This window comes from Lactococcus hircilactis (assembly GCF_009601015.1).
In the GTDB taxonomy this organism is placed as follows: Bacteria; Bacillota; Bacilli; order Lactobacillales; family Streptococcaceae; genus Lactococcus; species Lactococcus hircilactis.
Window position 1 is genome coordinate 56,073 of the sequence record NZ_WITJ01000003.1, and the last position, 26,846, is coordinate 82,918.

At 38.0% G+C, this 26,846-nt stretch carries 21 protein-coding genes; 8 read left to right on the forward strand and 13 right to left on the reverse strand.

Going from position 1 to position 26,846, the window contains the following annotated elements:
• Positions 1 to 276: 276 nt before the first annotated feature.
• The 5 genes from GHI93_RS02330 to GHI93_RS02350 all read left to right on the forward strand — a co-directional run bounded on the left by GHI93_RS02330 (position 277) and on the right by GHI93_RS02350 (position 6,450).
• Complete coding sequence (locus GHI93_RS02330; protein ID WP_153495231.1) at positions 277 to 1,899, forward strand: Rqc2 family fibronectin-binding protein; 1,623 nt, start codon at positions 277 to 279, stop codon at positions 1,897 to 1,899.
• Positions 1,896 to 2,729, forward strand: coding sequence for a putative RNA methyltransferase (locus GHI93_RS02335; RefSeq protein WP_153495233.1), 834 nt, complete (start codon positions 1,896 to 1,898; stop codon positions 2,727 to 2,729). The genes GHI93_RS02330 and GHI93_RS02335 overlap by 4 nt, the downstream gene beginning before the upstream one ends.
• 187 nt (positions 2,730 to 2,916) lie before the next feature.
• The gene (locus GHI93_RS02340; protein WP_153495235.1) at positions 2,917 to 4,440 is read left to right on the forward strand and encodes an ABC transporter ATP-binding protein; all 1,524 of its coding nucleotides are present in this window, start codon (positions 2,917 to 2,919) and stop codon (positions 4,438 to 4,440) included.
• Positions 4,430 to 5,500 carry an ABC transporter permease gene (locus GHI93_RS02345; RefSeq protein WP_153495236.1) on the forward strand — a complete coding sequence of 357 codons (1,071 nt, stop codon included), beginning with the start codon at positions 4,430 to 4,432 and terminating at the stop codon, positions 5,498 to 5,500. The genes GHI93_RS02340 and GHI93_RS02345 overlap by 11 nt, the downstream gene beginning before the upstream one ends.
• Positions 5,497 to 6,450 carry an ABC transporter permease gene (locus tag GHI93_RS02350; RefSeq protein WP_153495238.1) on the forward strand — a complete coding sequence of 318 codons (954 nt, stop codon included), beginning with the start codon at positions 5,497 to 5,499 and terminating at the stop codon, positions 6,448 to 6,450. Before GHI93_RS02345 ends, GHI93_RS02350 begins: the two co-directional genes overlap by 4 nt.
• Before the next feature lie 46 nt (positions 6,451 to 6,496).
• Here GHI93_RS02350 and GHI93_RS02355 read toward each other — a convergent pair whose 3' ends face one another.
• Positions 6,497 to 7,426 (reverse strand): LysR family transcriptional regulator, encoded by a 930-nt coding sequence (locus GHI93_RS02355; RefSeq protein WP_153495240.1) that lies wholly within the window; start codon positions 7,424 to 7,426, stop codon positions 6,497 to 6,499.
• Between the two features lie 132 nt (positions 7,427 to 7,558).
• Here GHI93_RS02355 and metE point away from each other — a divergent pair, with 132 nt between their 5' ends.
• A complete protein-coding gene (gene metE / locus GHI93_RS02360) occupies positions 7,559 to 9,820 on the forward strand; it encodes a 5-methyltetrahydropteroyltriglutamate--homocysteine S-methyltransferase (protein WP_153495242.1) in 2,262 nt (753 codons plus the stop codon).
• On the forward strand, positions 9,817 to 10,689 hold the full coding sequence (gene metF / locus GHI93_RS02365) for a methylenetetrahydrofolate reductase [NAD(P)H] (protein WP_153495244.1): 873 nt from the start codon (positions 9,817 to 9,819) through the stop codon (positions 10,687 to 10,689). The genes metE and metF overlap by 4 nt, the downstream gene beginning before the upstream one ends.
• 121 nt (positions 10,690 to 10,810) lie before the next feature.
• On the opposite strand, the gene leuD is transcribed toward metF, so the two are convergent.
• From leuD to GHI93_RS02425, 12 genes are all read right to left on the reverse strand, one after another.
• Positions 10,811 to 11,401, reverse strand: coding sequence for a 3-isopropylmalate dehydratase small subunit (leuD, locus tag GHI93_RS02370; RefSeq protein ID WP_153495246.1), 591 nt, complete (start codon positions 11,399 to 11,401; stop codon positions 10,811 to 10,813).
• 28 nt (positions 11,402 to 11,429) lie between these two features.
• The gene (gene leuC / locus GHI93_RS02375) at positions 11,430 to 12,824 is read right to left on the reverse strand and encodes a 3-isopropylmalate dehydratase large subunit (protein ID WP_153495247.1); all 1,395 of its coding nucleotides are present in this window, start codon (positions 12,822 to 12,824) and stop codon (positions 11,430 to 11,432) included.
• Positions 12,825 to 12,902: 78 nt separating this feature from the next.
• Positions 12,903 to 13,937, reverse strand: a complete 1,035-nt coding sequence (gene leuB, locus GHI93_RS02380) for a 3-isopropylmalate dehydrogenase (protein WP_153495249.1) — start codon at positions 13,935 to 13,937, stop codon at positions 12,903 to 12,905.
• 36 nt (positions 13,938 to 13,973) lie between these two features.
• Positions 13,974 to 14,561, reverse strand: coding sequence for a LysE family translocator (locus GHI93_RS02385; protein WP_153495250.1), 588 nt, complete (start codon positions 14,559 to 14,561; stop codon positions 13,974 to 13,976).
• Between the two features lie 175 nt (positions 14,562 to 14,736).
• Complete coding sequence (locus GHI93_RS02390; RefSeq protein WP_153495495.1) at positions 14,737 to 16,278, reverse strand: 2-isopropylmalate synthase; 1,542 nt, start codon at positions 16,276 to 16,278, stop codon at positions 14,737 to 14,739.
• 374 nt (positions 16,279 to 16,652) lie between these two features.
• Positions 16,653 to 17,630, reverse strand: a complete 978-nt coding sequence (locus tag GHI93_RS02395; RefSeq protein ID WP_153495252.1) for an L-lactate dehydrogenase — start codon at positions 17,628 to 17,630, stop codon at positions 16,653 to 16,655.
• Between the two features lie 211 nt (positions 17,631 to 17,841).
• Complete coding sequence (pyk, locus tag GHI93_RS02400; RefSeq protein ID WP_153495254.1) at positions 17,842 to 19,374, reverse strand: pyruvate kinase; 1,533 nt, start codon at positions 19,372 to 19,374, stop codon at positions 17,842 to 17,844.
• A 129-nt stretch (positions 19,375 to 19,503) separates the two neighbouring features.
• Positions 19,504 to 21,036 (reverse strand): pyruvate kinase, encoded by a 1,533-nt coding sequence (gene pyk / locus GHI93_RS02405; RefSeq protein WP_153495256.1) that lies wholly within the window; start codon positions 21,034 to 21,036, stop codon positions 19,504 to 19,506.
• Between the two features lie 74 nt (positions 21,037 to 21,110).
• A complete protein-coding gene (gene pfkA / locus GHI93_RS02410; RefSeq protein WP_153495258.1) occupies positions 21,111 to 22,133 on the reverse strand; it encodes a 6-phosphofructokinase in 1,023 nt (340 codons plus the stop codon).
• Between the two features lie 232 nt (positions 22,134 to 22,365).
• Positions 22,366 to 23,514, reverse strand: a complete 1,149-nt coding sequence (gene nagA / locus GHI93_RS02415) for an N-acetylglucosamine-6-phosphate deacetylase (protein WP_153495260.1) — start codon at positions 23,512 to 23,514, stop codon at positions 22,366 to 22,368.
• 133 nt (positions 23,515 to 23,647) lie between these two features.
• On the reverse strand, positions 23,648 to 24,814 hold the full coding sequence (locus tag GHI93_RS02420) for a toxic anion resistance protein (protein WP_153495262.1): 1,167 nt from the start codon (positions 24,812 to 24,814) through the stop codon (positions 23,648 to 23,650).
• A gap of 117 nt (positions 24,815 to 24,931) precedes the next feature.
• Positions 24,932 to 25,546 (reverse strand): 5-bromo-4-chloroindolyl phosphate hydrolysis family protein, encoded by a 615-nt coding sequence (locus GHI93_RS02425; protein WP_153495264.1) that lies wholly within the window; start codon positions 25,544 to 25,546, stop codon positions 24,932 to 24,934.
• A gap of 240 nt (positions 25,547 to 25,786) precedes the next feature.
• Here GHI93_RS02425 and GHI93_RS02430 point away from each other — a divergent pair, with 240 nt between their 5' ends.
• On the forward strand, positions 25,787 to 26,800 hold the full coding sequence (locus tag GHI93_RS02430; RefSeq protein WP_153495266.1) for an NAD(P)H-dependent glycerol-3-phosphate dehydrogenase: 1,014 nt from the start codon (positions 25,787 to 25,789) through the stop codon (positions 26,798 to 26,800).
• Positions 26,801 to 26,846: the final 46 nt, after the last annotated feature.

Consider the following 26,846-nt stretch of genomic DNA (forward strand, 5'->3'; position numbering starts at 1 on the left):
TGTATCCATGCCTTCTGCACAAATACAACTTCAAAAATGCCAGCTTTGCCATGATTTGAAATTTGATTTTAACATTTTGATTTCACTTTTTCTGTGATTTTTTATTTAGTATAAACCAATCTTTGATAAAATGCAAGAGAAAAGTGAAGCAATTTGTGTTAAAATTAAGGTTAATGATTTTTGTCAGTACTGACAGCCCTTTTTTAGTCAGCGGCTCCTATGCCAGATTAAAATAAGTTTTTGTCAGTACTGACAAACAAGAAAAGAGGTCAATTCATGTCCTTTGACGGCATTTTTTTACACCACATGACTGACGAATTAGTGCGCGCACTTAATGGCGGACGGATTCAAAAAGTCAATCAACCTTTTGAGCAAGAATTAGTGTTATCCATTCGATCAGAGCGTAAAACACAAAAACTTTTATTGTCAGCACATCCTACTTTTGGACGGGTTCAATTGACGACAACAGAATTTCAAAATCCACAAAATCCGAATAATTTTGTCATGATTCTAAGAAAATATTTGGCTGGGGCTTTAATTGAAAAAATCGAACAAATTGGAAACGATCGTCAAATTTGGTTTCATATTTCAAGTAAAGATGAAATTGGAGATCGCATCAAAATTGCATTGGTTGTTGAGATTATGGGAAAACACAGCAACATTATTTTGCTTGACAAAACTTCTGAGCGCATCATTGAATCCATCAAACACGTTGGATTTTCTCAAAATCAATATCGAACAATTTTGCCAGGATCATCTTATATTGCCCCACCACTTTCCAGTGAAAATAATCCTTTTGTCAGTACTGACGAAAAAATTTTCGAAGCCCTACAAACCAACACACTTCAAAAAACTTTTCAAGGGATCGGGCGTGACAGTTTAAAAGTTCTGTCAGTACTGACAGTTTCTGATTTTAAACAAATTCTACAAACAAAATGTCCATCAATTTATGAAAACGATAGTTTTTCATCCATCAAACTATCAAATCCTTTAAAAACGTTTGATACACTTTCTGAAATGCTTGATTTTTACTATGATGATAAAGCTGAGCGCGATCGGGTTAAACAAATCGGAAGTGAAGTAATTAAGAAAGTACAAAACGAACTTAAAAAAAATCGTGAAAAATTAAAAAAACAAGAAAAAGAACTTTTAGCAACAGAAAATGCAGAAATTTATCGTCAAAAAGGAGAACTTTTAAACACGTTTTTACATCTTGTTCCAAATGATAAACCATTCGTAATCCTTGATAATTACTACACCAATGAACCGATAGAAATCGCGTTAGATCTCTCAAAAACTCCAGCTCAAAATGCGCAACGCTATTTTCATCGCTATCAAAAATTAAAACAGGCGGTCAAATTTCTAAACGAACAAATTCTTAATACCAAACAAACGATCTCTTATCTGGAATCTGTAGAATCCAATCTCGAAAATGCAGACGTTCCTGAAATTGCAGATATACGCGAAGAATTAATTCAAACAGGATACATCAAACAAAAATATCGCAATAAAAAACAAAAAATGCTTCCTCCTGAAAAATACAGGGCAGATGATGGCACCGTGATTATTGTCGGAAAAAATAATTTACAAAATGAACAGGTCAGTTTCAAACTCAGTCGTAAAGGGGATTTGTGGTTCCACGTTAAAGATATTCCAGGATCTCATGTGCTCATCACAGGAAATCCCCAGCCGTCAGATGAAACCATTACTTTTGCCGGAGAACTCGCAGCTTATTTTTCAAAAGCAAGAAATTCTAATCTTATTCAAGTTGATGTTTTAGAGGCTAAAAAGCTTCATAAACCTACTGGAACTGCGCCTGGATTTGTTACTTATGATCGTGAAAAAACCATTCGTGTCACGCCAAATGAAGAAATCATTAAAGGTAGGAAAATAAAATGATAAGCATATTAAAATGTCCTGTGTGTGGGGAAATATTAGAAAGAAAAGAACGCGTTTTCTTATGTTCCAACGCTCATTCGTTTGATTTGGCAAAAGAAGGTTACTTAAATTTAGTGCTAAATGCGAAAAAAACCGCCGGAGATGCGAAGGAAATGATGACTGCACGACGCAATTTTTTAGCGCACGGATACTACAGTCCATTGTCTGACGCACTCAACGCTACACTTCTTGACGCATGCTCAAAAATCGCTTTACCACAACCTTCAATCGTTGACATCGGCTGTGGTGAAGGATATTATCTTTCAAGGTTTCAAGAGAAAACCGATCAAAATTTTGACGGTTACGGTCTTGACATCAGCAAAATTGGGATTCGCATGGCCGCAAAGCGCGATAAAAATCTTCAATGGATTGTTGCAAATTTTGCTCATTTACCTTTTATGGATCACTCGATCTCCATTCTTTTATCCATGTTTGCTGAATACTCCGTTGAAGAAATGGACCGGATTTTAACACAAGATGGTGCAATTGTCATTGTCCGTGCGGGATCAAACCATCTCATTGAGCTAAAAAACATCATCTATCCTGTCATCCACGAAAAGGAAAAATCAGAAACCATCAAACCCTTTTTCGACTATGATATTCAACGCCACACCCTAAGTTATCAAGTGTTAATTACATCAAAGGAAGATCTGATGAGTTTATTATTAATGACGCCTCACTACTGGAAAATAAAACCCAGCGGATTAGCGCATTTGAAAACTTACGACCAGCTCACCGTCACAGTTAATATCGAAATTGATTTATTATATCGAAAAATTCATATCCAATAAAATTTCAATAAAAAGTGCTTTCACATTGCACTGTTTTTTGATATAATGAGTTGTATTTATTTTCCGTTAACCGCTGATACGACGGGCTTTCGATGGTGTTGTTTTTCAGAAATATTTACGGCATAATTTGACAGGAATTGAAATATATTTTAAATAAATGTCATATATTTTATAGTAAGGAGCCAAAATGGCCAACGAAAATGTAATCGAAATGATTAACGTTACCAAAAGATTTGGTAATTTTGTTGCAAACGACAACATCAATCTTGAGCTTCGAAAAGGTGAGATTCACGCTTTGCTTGGTGAAAATGGTGCAGGAAAATCAACGCTGATGAATATTTTATCAGGGTTATTAGAGCCAACCGAGGGCGAAATTCATGTAAAAGGAAAACTCGAAAAAATCGATTCTCCCTCCAAAGCGGCAAATCTTGGAATTGGAATGGTACACCAACATTTTATGTTAGTTGATGCTTTTACCGTCACAGAAAATATCATTCTTGGAAGCGAAACAACAAAAGGAATCTCACTTGATTTAAAGACAGCACGTCAAAAAATTGTTGAATTATCTGAAAAATACGGACTTGCTGTGGAACCAGATGCGTACATCAGAGATATTTCTGTCGGACAGCAACAGCGAGTTGAAATATTAAAAACGCTTTATCGCGGTGCAGACATCCTGATTTTAGACGAACCAACAGCAGTTTTGACTCCTGCTGAAATCCTTGAATTAATCGATATTTTACACAATTTGATCAAAGAAGGAAAATCAATTATTCTCATCACTCACAAACTAGACGAAATTCGTGCCGTAGCAAATCGCATTACAGTGATTCGGCGTGGAAAGTCCATCGAAACGGTGGAGTTAGGTGATAAATCCAATAAAGAACTTGCAGAAATGATGGTGGGACGTTCTGTTTCTTTCACTACTGAAAAAGAACCTGCTCATCCAAAAGGGATTGTTTTAGATGTCGAATCACTCAAAGTGAAAGAATCACGTGGATCATTTGCTGTTAAAGGATTATCTCTTCAAGTACGTGCTGGTGAAATTGTCGGAATCGCTGGAATTGATGGCAATGGACAAACAGAACTCATCAAGGCCATCACAGGATTAATGAAAGTTGATTCTGGGAAAGTGACCCTCAAAGGTAAAGACATCACCAATCAACGCCCCCGTAAAATCACAGAACAATCGGTTGGACACGTGCCAGAAGATCGCCACCGTTATGGCTTAGTTTTACAAATGACCGTTGCTGAGAATATGGCTTTACAAACTTATTATCAAGCACCATTTAGTAAATTTGGATTTCTGGATTACAACAAAATGAATGCAAAAGCACGCGCATTGATGGAAGAATTTGATGTGCGCGGTGCAGGTGAACTCATTTCTGCTGCTTCTTTGTCTGGCGGAAATCAACAAAAGGCCATTATCGCGCGTGAAATAGATCGAGACCCTGATTTATTAATTGTCAGCCAACCCACTCGAGGACTTGATGTAGGCGCTATTGAATATATTCATAAACGACTCATTCAAGCACGAGATGAAGGAAAAGCAGTGCTTGTTGTTTCCTTTGAGCTGGATGAAATCCTTAACGTCTCTGATCGGATTCTTGTCATTCACGATGGCAAAATCCAAGGTGAAGTTACTCCTGAAACAACAAATAAACAAGAACTTGGCATACTAATGGTCGGAGGTAAGATTAATGAGCAGTAAGACAAAAACAATTCTTGTGCCCATCATTGCAGTCCTTGCAGGATTTGTACTTGGTGCAATCATCATGTTAATTTTTGGATTTAATCCGATTTGGGGATACGAAGACCTCTTTATTTCTGCATTGGGAAATTCACGTGCAATCGGCGAAACAATTCAAACTGCAGGGCCATTAATTCTTGAAGCACTTGCCTTTTCAATTGCGATGAAAGCAGGACTTTTTAATATTGGAATGTCTGGACAAGCGCTATCTGGCTGGCTCTTTTCGATGTGGTTTGCCCTTTCTTTTCCAGATATTCCTCGACTGATCATGATTCCATTAGTGATCATCATTGGGATGATTTTTGGGGCAATCATGGGGTTCATTCCTGGTGTATTACGCGCATTACTTGGAACCTCAGAAGTCATCACAACCATCATGTTGAACTATATCATTCTTTACTTTTCAACCTTCGTGGTTCACAATGTCATGGCTAAAAAATTAATTATGGCCACTTCTGTTGACCAAACAAACCCTGTTGGTTCAAACGCCACTTTCCGTGCGCAATGGTTATCCAACTTAACGAATAGCTCGACACTTAACATCGGGATTTTCATTGCCCTTATCGCCCTCGTTGTAATGGCCGTGACTTTCTCTAAAACCACACTCGGATATGAAATTAATGCCGTTGGGTTAAATCCGGATGCTTCTGAATATGCTGGAATTTCCTCAAAACGAACAATTATCTTATCAATGGTTGTTGCTGGAGCTTTGGCTGGACTTGGTGGCGTGGTTTATGGTTTTGGTTACATGCAAAATTTCGTCGTTCAAACAGGTTCACTTGACATTGGATTTAATGGAATGGCTGTTGCACTTCTTGGAGGTAATAATCCGATTGGTATTTTGTTTGCCGGACTTCTCTTTTCAATTTTACAAACCGGTGCACCTGGAATGATGACAGACTCTATTCCACCACAGATTATTCAAGTTGTTACGGCAGCCATCATCTTCTTTATTGCCATTAAGTTTGTAATTGAAGTGATTCTTCCAAAATCCAAGAATAAAGGAGAACAAGTAAAATGAATTTAGTCAATACCTTGCAAATCATTGTTGCAAATATGCTTATTTATTCAACTCCATTGATTTTTACTTCTATCGGTGGTGTTTTCTCAGAACGAGGTGGCATTGTAAATGTCGGACTTGAAGGAATCATGACCATGGGTGCCTTTGGTTCGGTAATCTTTAATTTAACCACCGCAAGTATCTTTGGAAGTATGACACCTTGGATTTCCATCCTATTTGGTGCATTGATTGGTGCACTCTTTGCATCATTACATGCTGTTGCGACGGTTAATCTTAGAGCGGATCATATTATTTCGGGGACAGTCTTAAATTTGATGGCACCAGCACTTGGTGTGTTCTTGGTGCAAGTCATTTACAAACAAGGACAGATCAATATAAACCAACAAATCGGATACTGGAATTTTCCTCTCCTCAATAAAATCCCTGTGATTGGAAAAATATTTTTCACTCAAACTTCTCTTCCTGCATTTATTGCCATCGTCATCGCTTTTATCGCTTGGTATGTTTTGTTTAAAACGCGTTTTGGACTTCGGTTACGTTCTGTTGGAGAAAATCCTCAAGCGGCGGATACACTTGGGATTAACGTTTATGCTTATCGTTGGGCAGGTGTTTTAATTTCTGGCGTACTCGGAGGAATCGGAGGAGCGATTTATGCACAAGCAATTTCTGGAAACTTCTCTGTTTCTACTATCGTTGGTCAAGGATTTATCTCATTAGCAGCCATGATTTTTGGAAAATGGAATCCAATCGGTGCAATGCTTGCATCACTTCTGTTTGGATTATCTACTTCACTTGCAGTAGTGGGTGGACAAATTCCTGGAATTAAAGAAATTCCATCAACCTTCCTGCAGATGTTACCTTATGTTGTTACCATCGTCGTTTTGGCTCTTTTCCTTGGAAAAGCAGTCGCGCCAAAAGCAGATGGAACAAATTATATTAAATCGAAGTAATCGAATTACAAAACAACCCGTTGTCAGTACTGACAGCGGATTGTTTTTATTTTTCCTCAAAGACATGAAAACCATAACTTTTTATATGATGATTAAGTAAATCTAAATATTTTTTAGCTGTTTCACTCATTTCAATCTTTTTGTGTTTTAAATATCCCAAAGTAATCGTATCTTCAACTTCCAGTGGAATCGCAATAATTTTTTCATCATTCAGTTGATTACTAATAATCCCTGAACTGATCGTATAACCATTTAAACCAATCATTAAGTTAAAAATTGTTGCTCGATCACTCACTTGGATACTTTTTTTATGTGCTAAAGGACTCAGAATCTCTTCTGAAAAATAAAATGAATTCGTATCCCCCTGCTCATAAGAAAGGTAGGGGAAATCTTCTAAATCAGAAAGCTTAATGCTTTTCTTTTTTGTCAATGGATTGTCTCGTCCCACAAAAATATGCGGTTTCGCTTCAAATAATGGAGTAAATTCTAATGATTTTTCAGAGATCAACCGTTTCAATACTGTTTTATTAAAAGCATTGAGATAAATAACCCCTAACTCACTGCGAAAACTTTGAATATCATTTAATACATTTTCTGTTTGAGTTTCTCGTAAGGTAAAGTGATACTGCTCTCCTCCGAGCTGTTTAACCAATTCAACAAAAGCGTGCACTACAAACGCGTAATGTTGGCCAGAGACACTGAAAATCTGTTTGCGTTGCATTTCTGTTTTGAAATGCTCATCTAAAAGATTCACTTGGTCCAACACCGAACGGGAATAGTTTATAAACTCACGTCCTGTATCCGTTAATGTAATCCCAACTTTACTGCGATAAAAAAGTTGAACATGGTACTCTTCTTCTAAATCTTTCATCGCTTGGGACAAGGAGGGTTGACTAATAAAGAGTTTTTTGGCTGCCTCATTAATTGATCCAGTTTCTGCGATTTTTTCTAAATATTGCAATTGTTGAATTCTCATGACCACCTCTATATAGTTAATACCTATAATATATCACAAAAAATATATATTATCTATAATTTCAATTTCGTGCTATACTATTTTCATACTAAAAATGAATAGAAAAGCAAGTTTTGCTATGGAGAATGACTGATGACCACTTCAATTATTGGATTTCCACGAATTGGAAAAAACAGAGAACTTAAATTCGCTACTGAAAAATATTTCAAACACGATTTATCACAAGAATCACTTGAAAAAACAGCAAAAGAAATTCGAATCGAAAATTGGAACCTTCAAAAACAAGCTGAGATTGAGTATCCTGTTTCAAATGATTTTTCATTTTATGATCAAGTCCTTGATACATCTCGTTTTTTAAATGCGATTCCAAAACGTTTCCAAGACTTAAATCTGAATGCATTAGAAACATATTTTGCTATGGCAAGGGGGTTGCAGACTGAAAAAATTGATGTTAAAGCACTCCCTATGAAAAAATGGTTCAATACAAATTATCACTATATTGTACCTGAACTTAGCTCTGAAACTCAAATCAAAGCAAGTACAGATCAGATTCTCGAATCAATTTTAGAAGCAAGAAAATCTGGAATTGAAACGCGTCCGACGCTCGTTGGTCCTTATACTTTCTTAAAATTAGCGACTTACACTGAAAACGCACGCCCCGAAGATTTTATTGCTTCATTTCAAACTGCTTACAAACTTCTTTTAAATGAATTGGATAAAAACAATGTGACTTGGCTTCAGATTGATGAACCAGCGTTAGTTTTAGAACAAAATGATGCAGATCTTGAGTTGTTCAAAACTTTATATCAAGAAATTTTGAAAGAAAAGAAAACCACAAAAGTCTTACTCCAAACTTATTTTGGAGATGTCAGAGATGCTTATTTGACGCTTTTAGCGCTTGATTTTGATGGAATCGGTTTGGATTTTGTGGAAGGACGCGAAAGTCTTCATTTAATTGAACGCTATGGTTTTCCTGAAAATAAAATTTTATTTGCTGGTTTAGTTAATGGAAAAAATATTTGGAAAAATAATTATCAAAAAACTCTGGACATTATCAGTCAATGGCCAAAAAATATTCACTTTGTATTGAGTACCAGCTGTTCTTTACAGCATGTTCCTGTCACAATCACCTCTGAAACACAACTTTCTCAAGATATTCTCAATCATTTTGCATTTGCTACAGAGAAACTTCAAGAACTTCATGAGCTTGATGCCATTGTATTTCACGGAAATACTGCATTTTTAGTTGAAAATGAACGTTATTTTACTGGAAATCGGATAAAAAAAGATGATGCTTTAGCTCAAAAAATTGATCACTTGACCGCTTTAGATTTCGAACGTCAGCCTTCTTTTTCAAAACGACTTGAAATTCAAAAAGAAGCACTCAAACTTCCCCTTCTCCCAACAACAACGATTGGTTCTTTTCCTCAAACCAAAGAAATTCGCGTGGCGCGTTTAGCACATAAAAAAAATGAACTTTCTGATGATGCCTATGAGCAATTTTTAAAAGAAAAAATCACGCAATGGATCAAATTCCAAGAAGAAATCGGTATTGATGTATTGGTTCATGGTGAATTTGAACGCAATGATATGGTTGAATACTTTGGCCAGCAATTGAGTGGATATGTCTTCACACAAAAAGCGTGGGTTCAATCTTATGGAACACGTTGTGTGAAACCACCGATTGTGTGGGGGGACATTCGTCGTCCTAATCCCATGACGGTAAAATGGTCAAAATTTGCACAAGAACAGACTCAAAAAGTCATGAAAGGAATGTTAACTGGTCCTGTTACGATTTTAAATTGGAGTTTTCCGCGTGAAGACATTAGTCTAAAAGAAAGTACACTTCAACTTGCCTTAGCCATTCAAGAGGAAGTTTTGGATCTTGAACGTGCAGGTATTCGAATCATTCAGATTGATGAAGCTGCGCTTAGAGAAAAATTACCCTTAAGAAAGAGCGATTGGAATAAGGAGTATTTGGATTGGGCAATTCCTGCTTTTCGCCTCGTCCATGCAAAAGTCAAAGCAGAAACTCAAATTCACACGCACATGTGTTATTCAGAGTTTACGGATATTATTCCTGCTATTGATGCAATGGATGCGGATGTCATTTCATTTGAGGCGAGTCGTTCAGATCTTTCTATTTTGGATAGTTTAAAAGAAAATCATTTTAAAACACTTGTTGGACCTGGTGTTTATGATATTCATTCGCCAAGAATTCCATCAGTTGAAGAAATTGAAACGCAAATTGAGCGCATATTAGAGAAAGTTCCTGTTGATCATGTTTGGATTAATCCAGATTGTGGTTTAAAAACAAGAGCAAGTAAAGAAACAAAAGAAAGTTTAGCTCATCTTTCTGAGGCTGCTAAGACATATAGAAAGAAATACCTATGACAAAAAACGAGAGTGCTGCTCGTCTCTCTTTTGAAGTTTTCCCGCCAAATACGGATGTGGGAACCTCAAAATTATTGACCACACTTGACGAATTGAAAAGTTTATCTCCTTCTTTTATCAGTGTGACATGCAGTAATAAAAGGGAAAATATTGAAAATACAACCATTAAAGTGGCTGATTATGTCACGAATGTTTTAAATATTCCAACAGTAGCACATCTTCCTGCTTGTGCGCTTAATCAAAAACAAGTTGAAAATATTTTAAAGCGTTGCGCTGAGCTAAACATTAATCGTGTATTAGCTTTGCGAGGTGATTTGACTCCTGATTTATCAACTCCTTCGGATTTTAAATATGCGAGTGATTTGATTGAATTTATCCAATCTACCGCGCCAGACTTTAAAATCAGTGGGGCGTGTTATCCAGAATGTCATCCTGAATCTCAATCGGTCATTAGTGATCTTCACTATCTCAAACAAAAAATGGATGCCGGGTGTCAGGAATTCATTTCCCAATTTTTCCTAGATAACGAGTGTTTTTATCAGTTTCAAGAGCGCTGTGCCTTATCAGATATTAACATCCCAATTTTGGCAGGAATTATGCCGATCATCAATCGCAAACAAGCGTTGAGACTTTTGAAAACTTCACACACACATTTGCCGAGAAAATTTGTTGCGATGCTTGATAAATATGAGCATAATCCAATTGCTTTAAGAGATGCGGGTTTGGCATATGCGATTGATCAGATTGTTGATTTATTGACGCAAGGCGTGAGTGGGATACATCTTTATACCATGAATAACAGTCAAACGGCTAAAGCGATTCATGCGGCGACTGCCTCGCTATTTGAGGAAGCTTGCTCAACACACTAACCTTCGATTTGAATGTCGTTCCGTGATAAAAAATTCACATTAAAAAAAGTTATCTTTGGATAACTTTTTTGTGCTCATATTGTCAGTAGTAATCATAAAAAAGTGCGGAGGTACTTTTTCGTTATTGCCAATATGAGGGACGTGATTTTTCGTATTTTTCTATCTGATCGAGGTATTGTAAGGTGATACCGATGTCGTCAAGTCCGTTGATGAGTTTGTGTTTCCATGTGGCATCAATTTCAAAGGGAAATGTCCCTTTTGAGCATTGAATTGTTTGGTTGGGTAAATCAATTGTAATGGCTTCTGATGCGTCCAATTGTGCCAGCTGTTCTAACACTTCACGTGGCTGGACAATGGGCAACAGTCCATTTTTTAAACTATTATTATAAAAAATATCTGAATATGATCCTGCGATCACTGCTTTAAATCCGTAATCGGAAAGTGCCCAAGCGGCATGTTCGCGACTTGATCCAGAACCAAAATTATCACCTGAAATTAATAGTCCAGCGTGACGGTATTCAGGCTGATTCAATATAAATTCTGGATTTTCATCGTAATCGCCATTCAAAAATCGCCATTCAAAAAAAAGATTTTGTCCAAACGCTTTTTTATCTATCGCTTTGAGGAATTGTTTGGGGATGATTTGGTCGGTATCAATATTATCATTCATGAGTGGAACGGTTGTTCCAGAATAAATTGTAAATTTTTCCATTGTTTTTGCTCCTTATGTGCGGATAATGTTAGGATTCATTGACAGAAGTGACGAGCGCTCTGACATCCACGAATTTTCCTGCTATTGCTGCTGCTGCAACCATCGCTGGACTTGCAAGGTGTGTACGCGCGTGAGGACCTTGGCGCCCTTCAAAGTTACGGTTACTTGATGAAGCACAATGGACGTATTCAGGAATTTGGTCGGGATTCATGCCAAGACACGCCGAGCAGCCAGGGTCACGCCACTCAAAGCCTGCTGTCTTGAAGATTTCATCTAATCCTTCAGCTTCTGCTGCTGTTTTGACTGGTCGTGAACCAGGAACGACAACGGCCACGATATTCTCTGCGATGTGCTTGCCTTTAACAATCGCGGCTGCTTCACGCAGGTCTTCAAGGCGCGCATTAGTACAGCTCCCAAGGAAAACGTAGCCAAGATTAATGTCCTCAGCTGTCATGCCGGGTTTCATATCCATGTAGTTATAAGCACGCTCATAGTTGATATTTCCATCAATTTCAGGGAATTTTTCGCCAAATTCGAGTCCCATTCCTGGGTTCGTGCCCCATGTGACCATTGGTTTGAGCTGACTCACGTCAATTGTGAGGACTTTATCATATTCAGCATCAGGATCACTGACAAGCGTTTTCCAGTCTTTGACTGCTTCATCAAAATTTTCAGGTGCTTCTGGACGTCCTTTGACGTATGCGTAAGTTTTTTCATCTGGATTCATCAGCCCCAATTTCGCGCCGAATTCGATGGACATATTGCAAATCGTCATTCGCGCTTCCATCGAGAGATCAGAAATCGCCTCTCCTGTGTATTCGACCGCATAGCCGACACCTGCATCGACACCGTATTTAGCAATCAAGGCTAAAATATAATCTTTGGAATAGACCCCTTTTTGTGGTTTTCCTGTAAACTCAATTTTCATGCGCTTTGGCTTTACTTGCCAGAGTGTTTGAGTTACTAGGACGTGTTCCACTTCGCTTGTCCCAATTCCAAATGCCATCGCACCAAATGCGCCATTAGTCGCCGTGTGGCTATCGCCGCAAACCACTGTCTTTCCTGGCTGCGTCCGTCCTGATTCAGGTGCGACCATGTGGACAATTCCTTGTCCTTTTGAGCCATGGAGTTCTGCAGGAATGCCAAATTCCTTGACGTTTGCCGTAAATGTATCAATCTGTTTTTTGGAAATCAAATCGCGGATGTCAAAAATTTCTTTTGTTGGTACATTGTGATCGAGCGTGCCGTAAGTTAAATCAGGTCTGTGAACGCTGCGATGGTTATCGCGCAAGCCTTGAAACGCTTGTGGGCTTGTTACTTCGTGAATCACGTGGAGGTCAATAAATAAAAGTTGAGGTTCTCCAATTTTCCCAGCAATCACATGCCGATCCCAAAGTTTGTCAAAGATTGTTTTTCCACTCATCATTCTACTCTTTTCTATTTTTTATTTCTGTCAGTACTGACAGCACCGATTTTTCATTTCTGTCAGTACTGACAGTTTTTAAAGGCGCGCGATAATTGCTTTTGTCAGCGCTTGTGTGGTCGTTGTGCCACCTAAATCTTTAGTTCTATACCCATCACGAAACGTTTTTTCAACTGCATCTTCGATTTTTTGAGCGGCAGCACTTTCATTAAAGCTTTCTCTTAACATCATCGCAACGGATAAAATCATCCCAACGGGGTTCGCAATCCCTTGTCCTGCAATGTCTGGTGCTGAGCCGTGAATGGGTTCATAAAGTGCTAAGCCACTTTCGCCATGAGAACTTGATGGCATCACGCCGAGCGTTCCAGCCAAACTCGATGCTTCATCTGTCAAAATATCGCCGAAAAGATTTTCTGTCACAATGACATCGAATTTTTGCGGATTGGTAATCAAAAGCATGGCACAAGAATCAACCAATTGATGCTCTAACGTGACATCTGGATAATCTTGTGCAACTTCATCTGCAATTTTTCGCCAAAGTTTAGAAGTTGCGAGTACATTTTGCTTATCTACTGAAGTGACGTGCTTTCTGGAGCGCTTTCTGGCTGTTTCAAATGCGAAGATCATGATGCGCTTGATTTCTTCTGCTGAATAATCATTGATGTCACGTGCTTTCGTTTCTTCAAGCTCATGTGCGCCAAAATAGATTCCACCTGTCAATTCACGGATGACCACAAAATCAACTTCTGAAACATTCTTAATCGGTGCAAAATTTTTAAGTTCTTCATATATTTTTAATGGTCGAACATTTGCGTACAATCCGAGTGCTTTTCGCAATTGAAGTAAACCCTGCTCTGGACGTACTTTTGCGCCATTGTATTTCGGATGTCCAATTGCGGCCAATAAAACCGCATCCGCATTTTTTGCCGCATCCAATGTTGATTCAGGCAATGGTGTATTAAAATGATCAATGGCAATGCCACCAAAATCATGCGCTTCAATGTCGTACGTCTCGTTTAAACATTCTGTCAGTGCTGACAGCACTTCAAGTCCTGCTTCCATAATCTCAGGACCGATGCCATCGCCTGATAAAGTTACAATTTTTTTAGTCATTTTTTTCTTTCTATTTGCGTCAAATTTGACGCACTTTTATTTTAACACTATCAAAATTCCAGAGAGGATTAAAAATCCTCCGCCAAATATTATCGCCATCCGACTTATCTTTTGACCAAGCAATTTCCCCAAATAATGGGCAAAAGTCGCGTATGTGAAATCGTTTATCAAGCCAACCACCAGATATAGCGTTCCCAATATAAAGAATTGCAAAGCAATATTTTCATTTTTATTAACGAATTGAGGAATAAATGAAGCAAAGAAAATAATGGTTTTAGGATTGAAAAACGTTAGAAGAAATCCTGATAAAAACAGTTTATTCTTTTCCTTATTTGCCTTATTTCGCTGATAAATTTTCAATGCACCGAGATAAATCAAGAGTGCACCACCAACGTATTTTAAAACAATTTCAAAACTTGGAACACTATGAATTAAAGCACCAACACCAATAAACGAAAGAATCATCGCTGATAAATCACCAAGAAAAGTCCCTGGAATAATTCTGTAAGCACTGTTTTTTCCTTGCTCAACGCTTGTCGTAATCAAAAAAGTAACCGACGGACCAGGAGCACAAATGATGAAAACACAAGCAATGAGGTAAGTGAGGAGTGTTGTGCTATTCATGATTTTTCTCCTCTTATTTCAAGTTCTGATGCTTTTGTTCATTCTTGTGAACGCCAAAATAATTCAGCGTTGACGATCCATGTTTCCCACTCGCTACATTGCTAAAAAAATTTTTTCAGCTCAGTTAGACGTGGACTATTTTCATCGTTCATTTTTTAGTTTTTTTTATTTTCCATCAAATCCCATCATGTGCTGAAATCTTATTTTGTTTTCCTTGCGAATTTTCCTTTTGCACGAGAACATTGGCATTCATGTAGGCAATTGCGCCACCTTTCAAGACATCATAGTCAATTCCTTTCGCGTTGAAAATGGTCCCTGTCGCGAGGTTTTCAACAGAAATGACAGTTGTTGCCTGCGCGTCAATCCCATCTGTAACAGCATCCACGGAGTAAGAGACAAGTTGAACCTCATGATTGAAGACTTTATCAATCGCTTTGAAAATCGCATCAATCGATCCAGATCCAGATCCTTCACTCTCAAAAATCTCACCATCTTGATTTCTCAAGGTCACGACTGCCGCGTGTCCATCTATTTTGACGGTATCAAAGACGAAACCATCGAGATTTTTGACGGTATCGCCCGCGACAAGTGCACGAATATCCGCGTCCGTAATGTCTTTTTTCTTATCTGCAAGTGTTTTAAATTTTGCAAAAAGTTGTGGAATTTCATTTTCATCAAAACTAATTCCTAAACTTGTCATCTTATCAACAAATGCATGCCGACCTGAAAGTTTTCCAAGCGGAAGTGAATTATGATGAACACCAACCAACTCTGGCGTGATAATTTCATACGTTTCAGGATTTTTAAGTACCCCATCTTGATGAATTCCGGATTCATGCGCAAATGCGTTCGCTCCAACCACAGCTTTATTTTTCGGAATCGCAATTCCAGAAAATTGTGAAATAAGACTTGCCGTATTTACAGTTTCATTGAGCTGTAAAGGAGATTTTGCTTGATAATAATCTTTACGAATATGTAGCGCCACAGCGATTTCTTCAAGCGCAGCATTTCCAGCACGCTCACCAATCCCATTCACTGTACCTTCCACACGACCAGCACCAGCCTTAATGGCAGAAAGACTGTTTGCCACCGCCATTCCCAAATCATCATGACAATGAGGACTGAAAATGATCTCATGATCTGCTGTTACATTTTCAATCAAATAAGAAAAAATGTCGGTAAATTCAGCTGGCGTTGTATAGCCGACTGTATCTGGAATGTTGATGTAAGTCGCACCACTATCAACTGCAGTCTGAACAGCGCTCAACAGAAATTCACGATCAGTACGCGTCGCATCTTCTGGCGAAAATTCAACTTTCTCCACAAATTGATGTGCATAAGAAACACATTTTTTAATGCTTTCAAGCACCTCAGCTTCGGACATTTTTAATTTATACTTCATATGAATCGGACTGGTCGCAATAAAGACGTGAATTTGCGGATGTTTTGCATCTCGTACCGCCTCAACAGCTCGATCAATATCTGAGATAACACAACGCGCAAGCGCAGTCACAGCAGTTTTTGTCAGTACTGACGAAATCTGTTTTACAGCTTCAAAACTATCTGGACTCGCTGCAGGAAATCCCGCTTCAATGACAGTGATTCCCCATTTTTCAAGTTGTTTTGCAATCGCGATTTTTTCTTTAATTGAAAAACTCACTCCTGGCGTTTGCTCCCCATCTCTTAAACTTGTGTCAAAAAATTCAATTTCTCTCATACTTTCATCTCCATCATCAATTTTCAATTGATCTCTTTTCTATTTATTAAGTTAAAACGTTACAAAAAAGCGCCCCTTCAGGGACGTTTATCTATCGTCCCCGTTTTGACAAACGCAAAGAGGACTTACACCATCGCAAAATAATTTGCTAGCGCAAGTCCACCTTCAACAACAACAATGCAAACTGTTGATTTGTCATAATTAGAGCTCCTTATGTTTTGTTTTTTTCTATAATACACTTTATTTTCTTAATTGTCAAACATTTTATCAACAAATACAGAAAATTGATTCTTTTGTACTATTTTAAACAGGAATTATATCATCATTTTGGCAAAAAAAATAGCACCTTAGCGCTATTTTTAAATATGATAGGTTTAAGCTTTTACAGCTGATGCAAATTCTTCTTTACTGAATGCTTCGTCAATAATTGCTTTTAATTGTTCACCTGATGCTTGCATTTTTTGCATTTCAGCATCATTCAATGGGATATGGATCGGATTAATTACCCCTTCAGCCCCTACAATTGCAGGTTGTCCAAGATAACAATCAGAAATACCATAATAACCATCTTGGAATGTTGAAACAGGCAATACTGCACGTTCATCATCAAGGATTGCTTTTGTAATACGAGCAAGTGCGACTGCAACACCGTAGAAAGTTGCACCTTTTTTAGCAATGATTTCATAAGCAGCATCACGAACGCCCTCAAAGAGGCCTACGATTTCTTCTTCATTAAGATAATCATTTTCTTGGAACCATTGTTCCAATTTTACACCAGCTACATTGGCGTGTGACCATACCGCAAACTCTGAATCTCCGTGTTCACCCATGATGTAGGCGTGTACAGAACGCGCATCAACACCCACTTTTTCAGCCAAAGCTTGACGGAAACGCGCAGTATCAAGAGAAGTTCCTGATCCTACAATCCGATTTTTTGGCAAACCTGAAAATTTCCACGTCGCATAAGTCAAAATATCAACAGGATTAGCAGCAACAAGAAAAATTCCATTGAATCCTGAATTCATGATTTCTGTAACAACGCTCTTTGTGATACGGAGATTTTTTTGTACCAAGTCAAGACGAGTTTCTCCTGGTTTTTGAGGTGCACCTGATGTTAAGACCACCAAATCCGCATCTGAAGCATCAGAATAATCTGCAGAATAAATGTTCTTTGGTGAAGTGAATGCCAATGCATGTGATAAATCCATCGCATCACCTTGCGTTTTATCTTTAAATAAATCCACGATTCCAAGTTCTTGTGCAATCCCTTGATTGACAAGTGCGAAAGCGTATGATGATCCAACTGCACCATCACCTACAAGGATTACTTTTTTACGTTGTTTCTCTGCCATAGTATTAAACTATCCTTTCTCTAAATAAGAAAAACTTTTATCAATTTACATTACTATTATACCAAAAAAAAGCGTTTTTGTCATTAATGTGACGTGTTTCACAGAGATTTTTTTCATGCTCATTAATAGGGTTAATAAGTAAGAAAATTTAAATTTTTCTTACATTTATTTCAAATAAAAACGATAAGATATTCATCTCATCGTTTTATCCTTATCTCACTGTACGAATCCGACAAGTGTTTGTCCGGCCTGAACCAACTGGTACACCAGCTACAATCACGATATTGTCCCCTGATTCAACCAAACCAGATTTTACTGCAGCACGTTCAGCCACATCAAACATGTCATCAGTTGATGCAGGACGCTCCGTCAATAAAGGGATTACTCCCCAATTAATCAACAGCGCACGCTCAACTTTTTCATCAAAAGTGACTGCTAAAATATCCGTATCAGGACGATATTTAGAAATCAAACGTGCTGTATTCCCTGTCTCAGTCAATGCAACAACCAATTTAATATCCATTGAACGCGTCGTATTTAAGACATTTGAAGCAACTACTTCAGTCACGCCATGACGTGTGTACTTGTCTGGATTTAAACGACCGTATTCCTTCAACATGGTTTGAGCTTCCATATCGACCTCAGCCATTGTTTTGACTGCTTGTGCTGGATATTTCCCATTTGCTGATTCACCTGAAAGCATGGTTGCATCCGTGCCGTCAATGACAGCATTGAAAACATCAGAAATCTCAGAACGTGTTGCACGAGGATTATAAGTCATAGATTCTAACATATTTGTAGCTGTAATCACTGGTTTTCCAGCATGCGCACATTTTCTGATGATCATCTTTTGATAAACAGGTACACGAACAAATGGAACTTCAATTCCCATATCGCCACGCGCAACCATAATTCCGTCGGACACACGAATGATGTCATCAATATTTTCAATTCCTTCTTGATTTTCGATTTTAGGGAAAAGTTGAACGTGTTCATTTCCCGTTTCTTTCAAAATATCACGAATGACTTGTACGTCTTTAGCAGTCCGCACAAATGAAATTGAAATATAATTGATGCCTTCGGATAGACCAAAGCGAATATCATCTTCATCACGCTCTGCAAGTGCAGGGAAAGGAATTTTCGTATTTGGAATATTTACACCTTTTTGTTTTGCAATAATGCCGTCATTTTCAACCTCAACGACAAATTCACGTGTCACAACATCTTTTTCGATGACAGTCAATCCGAGTTTTCCATCATCAATCAAGATGCGTTTTCCAACTTCAACATCATCAAAAATGTCAAGTCCGCCAGCAACGTTTAATGCAATCAAATCCTTCTCTGATTGAAGGCCTTGTTTCGTAGCAATCCGGAGTGTATCTCCAGTAACATAACTAAAGTAATTTCCTTCATGATCATAAGTTGCATCTGATTTAGCATGGGCTGAGAATAATTCTGTCCGAATTTCAGGACCTTTCGTATCTAATAAGAAACCAACTTTTTGTCCTGCAATCTCTTCAGCACGACGAACAGCAGCCATCAATTCACCTTGACTAGCATGGTCTCCATGTGAAAAGTTAAAGCGAAAAACATTTGCACCATTTCTGATTAATTCAGCAATGACCTTTGCTGATGCTTCAATATCAAGAGATTCATCCCAATACCCTTCTTGCATGAAGGTTTTTCCACCACGAATTTCAACTGCTGGTCCAAGTGTTGATACAATTTTTACACGTTTATTCATTATTATTTACCTCTTTAATAACTAGTGCTATTTTACCCCTCTCGCAAAATAGTATTTTTTCATTCTATCTACGACAAATCTGCTAACGGAAAAAGTCCCTGCACTCCTGCAAAGACTCCTTCAAGTTCTTTATTTCACGGTGCGAATACGCATAGTGTTAGTGCGTCCAGAACCTACTGGTACACCAGCAACGATAATGATGTTATCTCCTGATTCAACAAGACCTGATTTGAGAGCTGCTGCTTCAGCAACTTCAAACATATCGTCTGTAGAAGCGGGTTTTTCAGACAACATTGGAATAACTCCCCATGCAATAGTCAAACTGCGTTCTACTTTTTCATCAAATGTAACAGCCAGAATATCTGCATCAGGACGATATTTAGAAATCAAGCGTGCAGTTGAACCTGACTCAGTCAAAGCAACAATCAATTTAATATCCATTGCGTTTGCGGCATCTTTAACAGCTGCTGCAACAACTTCTGTTACAGAAGTACGCGCATATTCTTCTGGGTGAAGACGACCATACTCACTAAGCATGTTTTGTGCGTTCATATCCACAGTTGCCATTGTTTTAATAGATTCAGCAGGATAATGTCCGTTTGCTGATTCTCCTGAAAGCATTGTTGCATCTGTTCCATCAATAACAGCATTGAAAACGTCAGAGATTTCCGCACGTGTCGCACGTGGGTTATAAGTCATTGATTCAAGCATGTTTGTAGCAGTAATGACTGTTTTACCTGCTTTATTTACTTTACTGATGATCATCTTTTGATAAACTGGAACCATTTCAAACGGAACTTCAATTCCCATGTCTCCACGCGCAACCATGATTCCGTCAGAAACTTCGATAATTTCATCGATATTTTCGATTCCTTGTTGGTTTTCAATTTTTGGATAAAGTTTTACGCCAGTGTGGCCCATTTCTTCCAAAATACTGCGTACGGCAAGAACATCTTCAGCTTTACGAACAAACGAAATCGCAATAAAGTTAATCCCTTGTTCAAGACCAAAACGAATATCAGCATCATCGCGATCTGCAAGTGCTGGGAAATTGATTTTTGTTCCAGGAATGTTTACACCCTTTTGTTTAGCAATCACACCATCGTTTTCAACTTCTACTTCAAATTCACGAGTAGCCGTATTTTTACCGATAATCAAAAGCCCAAGTTTACCATCGTCAACAAGGATACGTTTACCAACTTCAACATCATCAAAAATATCAAGACCACCAGCAACATTCAAGGCAAGCATATCTTTTTCTGATTGAAGACCTTGTTTTGTAGCCACACGGAGTTTATCGCCGATTTTGTAGTTGAAAAGGTTTGCTTCTTCGTCGTATTCTGGATCTGCTTTCGCTTGATCTGAGAAGATTTCAGTACGAATTTCAGGACCTTTTGTATCCAACAAGAACCCAACTTTGCGTCCAGCGATTTCTTCAGCACGGTGAACGGCTTTCATCCGAGCACCTTGTTCTGCGTGGTCGCCGTGTGAGAAGTTAAAACGGAAAACATTTGCACCGTTTTCAATCAATTCTGCGATTTTTTTTGCTGATGATTCTACATCAAGATCGCCAGCCCAAAAGCCTTTTTCAAAGAACGTTTTTCCTGCACGAACTTCGATTGCAGGTCCAAGAGTTGAGACGATTTTAACACGTTTATTCATTAGTGTTTTTCTCCTATAAAATTTATAAATTCCCGTTACAAACTAAAATTAGTTTGTTTTCGGATTGATTAACATTAGTTAAGATTGAGGTTATTCAACGCAGAGTTGAGCTTATAAAGTTCTTCTCCTGCTTTGTGAGGGTTGTTTACTTTGATGCCACCATCTTCATTTAAACTAAACAAAGCCCCCTCTTCTTCAGTTCCAAGAATTGGACTTTCAACCAGCTCTTCATTATGGATTCCAACAGCAACGCCGCCAATCCCATCACGAAGTAATTCCACAGCACGAGCACCCATGCGTGAAGCAATCACGCGGTCACGAACCGTAGGTTGTCCGCCACGTTGAATGTGACCAAGGACAGAAACACGCAAATCTGAATCATCTCCAGCTTCTTTAAGCTTTTTAGCAAATTCAGCCCCTGACATTACACCTTCTGCGACAACGATAATGTGGTGATTCTTACCTTTTTCGTAGCCTTTTTTGATGTTATTCACGATATTTTCAAACTTGAATTCTTTTTCTGGAATACAAATATCATCTGCTCCAGAAGCAATTCCAGCCCAAAGTGCGATGTCTCCTGCATTACGTCCCATCACTTCAACAATAAATGTCCGGTGATGTGAAGAGGAAGTATCGCGGATTTTATCAATAGCATCGACTGCAGTTGTTACGGCAGTATCAAAACCAATGGTATAATCTGTGCCAACAATATCATTATCAATAGTGCCAGGAAGTCCAACTGCAGGGAATCCGTGTTCTGTCAGACGCATCGCGCCGTGATATGATCCGTCTCCACCGATGACGACAACACCTTCAATACCGAATTTTTTAAGTTGTTCAATCCCAGCTAATTGACCTTCAAGTTGTGCAAATTCAGGGTAACGTGCTGAATACAAGAACGTTCCTCCACGACCAACTTTGTCGCCAACTGCTGCTGAGTCTAGTTTGTGGATATCTCCAGCAACCATTCCTGCATAACCGTAGTTGATGCCATAAACTTCCATGCCTTCAGAAATTGCTTTACGAACAACAGCACGAATAGCTGCATTCATACCTGGTGCATCACCACCAGAAGTTAAAACCGCAATGCGTTTCATTAGATCTTTCCCTCCAAAAATTTTTATCTTGCGTGAATTTTTTTATTCACTTGATCACCTCAAAATACGGATGATTTCTTTATCTCTTACATTATAGCATGTATTTCAAAAAAAATCTCATGCCAAACTGTCTTAAACGTTTACATTTTCACAAAATTTTTAATTTGAAAATATTTGACAATTTAACCCCAAAAAGAAAACGTTTATTTTTGAGAATAAACGTTTTCTGATTTTAAATATGATAACGTCTCACACCATCTAGGTAGGTCGCTTCTAAATTCATTTTGGTATCAAGAACAATAAAATCTGCATCATGTCCCGGTTTTATTTGACCACAAACCTCATCAATATTAGCGGATTTCGCAGGGGTCAAAGCTCCCATCATAATCGCTTGAGCTGGCGTTGCAATTCCCCAATCCACCACATTTTTCACCGCTTTATTCAAAGTCAAGATTGATGCGGCAGGTCGTCCAGTAGGAAGCCAAGCTGCACCATCTCGTACCTCGACTTGATATTCTCCAAGCATATACGGTCCATCAGGAAGTCCAGCCGCGCGCATGGAATCCGTGATGAGAACCACATGATCGGCTCCTTTCATTTTAATGATGATTTCAGCTGCTTCTGTTCTAACGTGGTGCCCATCACAAATTAATTCTGCATAAGTATTAGGGGTATTTAAAATAGCACCAACCATTCCTGGCTCTTGATGGGTGAGTCCTGACATGCCGTTATAGGTATGAATCCACATCGTGGCTCCCGCTTCAACACCTGCTACAGCTTCTTTATAAGTCGCATTGGAATGTCCTAGAGCAATAGTCACGCCAGCTGCAGTCGCTTTTCTGATAAAATCTTCTGATCCTGCACGTTCTGGAGCCAAACCAACTTTTTTAAGTAACCCATGGGCTGCATTTTGCCAATCCTCCACTTCCCAGATTTGAGCATCACGCATGTATTTTGGATTTTGAGCGCCTTTATGTTCTTCTGTGAAAAATGGACCTTCAAAGAAAATTCCACGAATTTTTGCTCCGGTTGCTTCATTGTAATGAGTTCCAATCACTTCACAACACTTGAGAAGTCCTTCATGTGAATCCGTTAATGGCGTTGGAAAAAAGCTTGTCACGCCAGCGCTTAAAAGTCCCTCTGACATCGTATTCATGATGCCATCTACACGAGCATCTTGTGAATCCGCTCCTCCAAATCCATGAATATGAGTGTCCACAAGACCTGGTGCAATCCATTTTCCAGTGTAATCTACAACGTCAGCCTCCTTTGGAAGTGCTGCGGTCCATTCACCAAATTTTCCGTCTAAAATTTCAAGAAATCCACCTTTTTTAGTCTCGTAAGGATAGAAAAATTGATCCGCTTTAATAAAATACGACATGATATGCCTCCTTATATTTGCTTCTATTCTATCAAAAAATGACGCTTTTGTCAATATATTGGTATAAACCAATTTGCAATTATGAGTGGTTTTGATCTCAAAAAAATCTGTCAGTACTGACAGATTTTCATTCTTATTTTGAAGAGGATAATTGAAGCAATTTTTGTTTAATTTCATCTTCCATTTTTACTAATTCAATCTCACTTTGTTGACGTTTTTGGCGTCCTTCTGATTGAATGCGAAGCGTTTCTTGAATCGTATCTACTAAATTTTGTTGTGTAAGTTTGAGTGTTTCCACATCAATCAAACCACGTTCATTTTCTTGGGCTGCTTCAATGGTTGAATTTTTAAGCATTTCAGAATTTTTCTTTAATAGATCATTTGTTGTTTCTGAAACAATCCGTTGACTCGTCAATGCATCTTTTTGTTTTAACAAAGTCAAAGCAATTGCCACTTGATTTTTCCAGAGTGGAATCGCTGTATTAATCGACGTTTGAATTTTTTCAGCAAGCTCTTGATTCGTATTTTGAATCAACCGAATTTGTGGAGCTTGTTGTATCGTAAGTTGACGGGCCAAACGTAAATCGTGCGTGCGTTTTTCGAGTCGATTTTTATAATTTTCAAGATCATTAATTTTTTGGACGGCAAGTGAATTTTCAGCTGATTGCTGTGCTTCTAATCTCGCTTGAGGTAAAATTTCAGTGTCCAAATTTTCAATTTTTAACTCCGCACCCGCAATATAAACATTAAGTGCTTTAAAATAATTTAAATTTTCGTCATATAGTTTGTCAAGCGTTTCATTATCTTGCAACAGTCCAGACTGTTCATTGTTGAGTTTTGCTGAAATTTTATCAATCCCCGCTCCAATTTTTTGATATTTTTGAGTGATTTCAAAGATTGATTTTTTGACTTTTCCAAACATTTTCTGAAAAACACCTTTATTTTCAGAAACAAGTTCGTTTGGATTGGCTTGCTGAAGATTATACATCAAATCAGTCAACGAACCACCAACTTCACCCAAATCTTGAGCTTGAACTTTATTTAACACACTTTGTGAAAATGCTGAGATTTTATCTTGCGCATTCGCACCGTAAGTAATGACAGATTGTGACGCATTTTCATCAAGCTGCTTGGATAGCGCTTTTGCTTTTTCAAGTTCTTCAGCTGATAATGTATCAATGGCACGCAAGGTTGCATTTTTTTTCATTTCCACAATTTCTGATTTTTGTACTTCTTTTAACTGCTCATGTGACGCGCTTGAATCTTGATTAATTAAATCATCTAAAACTGGATTTCCCATCTTTTCTCTTTTCTACTTGATTAAAAATAATTCTGTCAGCACTTAGTTATCTCAACTAATCGATGACAGAATTATACCTGTTTTTGTCAGTAATGACAAGCCCTAAATTGAAAAAAATCAATCAAATTTTACTTCATGTTTTATGACATTGACATCATCCATCAAAATTTCATGATAATTTTTAGAAATTCGCTCAGCAAGTGTTTTAATCAACAGCAAAGTTTCATCTAAATCGCGTGAAATTTCATCCGAGTGCAAGGATTGTTTTTTCATTTCAAGAAATTTATCTGTCAATTTGACCATGTTAGGCAAATCTTTATATAAAAATTCGTTTTGTTTTGTCAATTCTTGCGGATTTTGTACGATGTACTTAAATGTTAACTTGCTTGCTTCAAGTCCTCCTGTTACGGACTCAACAACTTGCAAATCATCATTTTTCTTGGTATTTTTCTCCCAATTTTCGATGTTTGATTTCGCTTCTGCTAAATTCTCTCTAAAAATCTTAATGTCACTATCTGATAACCCAGCTTCATGATAACGCTCCATATTCACTTTCAAATTTGAAGCTTTATTTTTGGTTTTTCCAGAATTTTCTTTCCAATCATTTTTAGAAAGTCCAACGCCAACAATTATTTTGATGACGACAAAAACCAAAATACAGATAAGAATAAGATTAAAGAATCCCAAATGACCTCGTGTCATTCCATCCATCATCATAAAATCAACTGGCATAAGTGTATCTCCTCTTCGTTTCATTTTTATACGTGTTCAGTGGAGCAATGAAATTTCTTTCTTTTGCTCTACTCTTATTTTATCATATTTTCTTGATTTGAATTCATACTTTGGTATGATTTTTATTTTATAATGTGTTAAAATAAGAGATAAATGACGAGTAATAGAATTGCTTTTTAAATCTTCTTGAGGATGTGATACGTTCTCTTTTTAAAATGAATTCATGGAAGGATATCATCAATGATTCAACAAACAATCGCAGTTTTAGGCCCAGGTTCTTGGGGAACAGCTTTATCACAAGTGCTTAATGACAATGGACATACGGTCCGAATTTGGGGAAATAATGAGCAGCAAATGCAAGAAATCAATGCAACGCATACAAATCAACGTTATTTTAAAGACGTTGTTTTAGATGAAAAAATCACGGCTTATTCAGATTTAAGTCAAGCACTTGATGGCGTTGATGCGATTTTATTCGTTGTTCCTACTAAAGTCACGCGCATGGTTGCAAAACAAGTGGCACAAGTGCTCGATCACAATGTTCATGTGCTTCATGCCTCAAAAGGTCTCGAACAAGGGACACACGAGCGGATCTCAACCGTACTTTCTGAAGAAATTCCAGAAGAATTACGCGGTGAAATTGTGGTGGTTTCTGGTCCTTCACATGCAGAGGAAACGATTGTTCGTGACATTACTTTAATTTCTGCCGCCTCAAATGATGTAAAAGAAGCAAAATATGCTCAAGAAGTCTTTAGTAATGATTATTTTAGACTCTACACTAACACTGATGTCATTGGTGTTGAAACTGCTGGAGCATTGAAAAACATCATCGCTGTTGGTGCTGGTGCATTGCATGGTTTGGGATTTGGTGATAATGCTAAAGCTGCGATTATTACACGTGGATTAACAGAAATTACTCGTCTTGGTGTTGCAATGGGAGCAAAACCACTTACCTATATCGGGTTGTCTGGTGTTGGAGATTTGATTGTCACAGGAACATCCATTCACTCTCGAAATTGGCGTGCTGGGGACGCATTAGGACGCGGGGAAAAATTGGCAGACATTGAAAAGAATATGGGCATGGTTATTGAAGGTGTCTCAACAGCCAAGGTTGCGTATGAACTGTCTCAACAACTGAATATTGATATGCCAATTACAGAAATCATTTATCGTGTACTGTATGAAGGACTTGATGCACGTGAAGGAATTTTGGAGATCATGCGTCGTGAAACCCGTGCGGAAAATGAGTTCTAAACACTGATTATCAATTGAATTATCCTAAAGAAAACGTTATAATTTA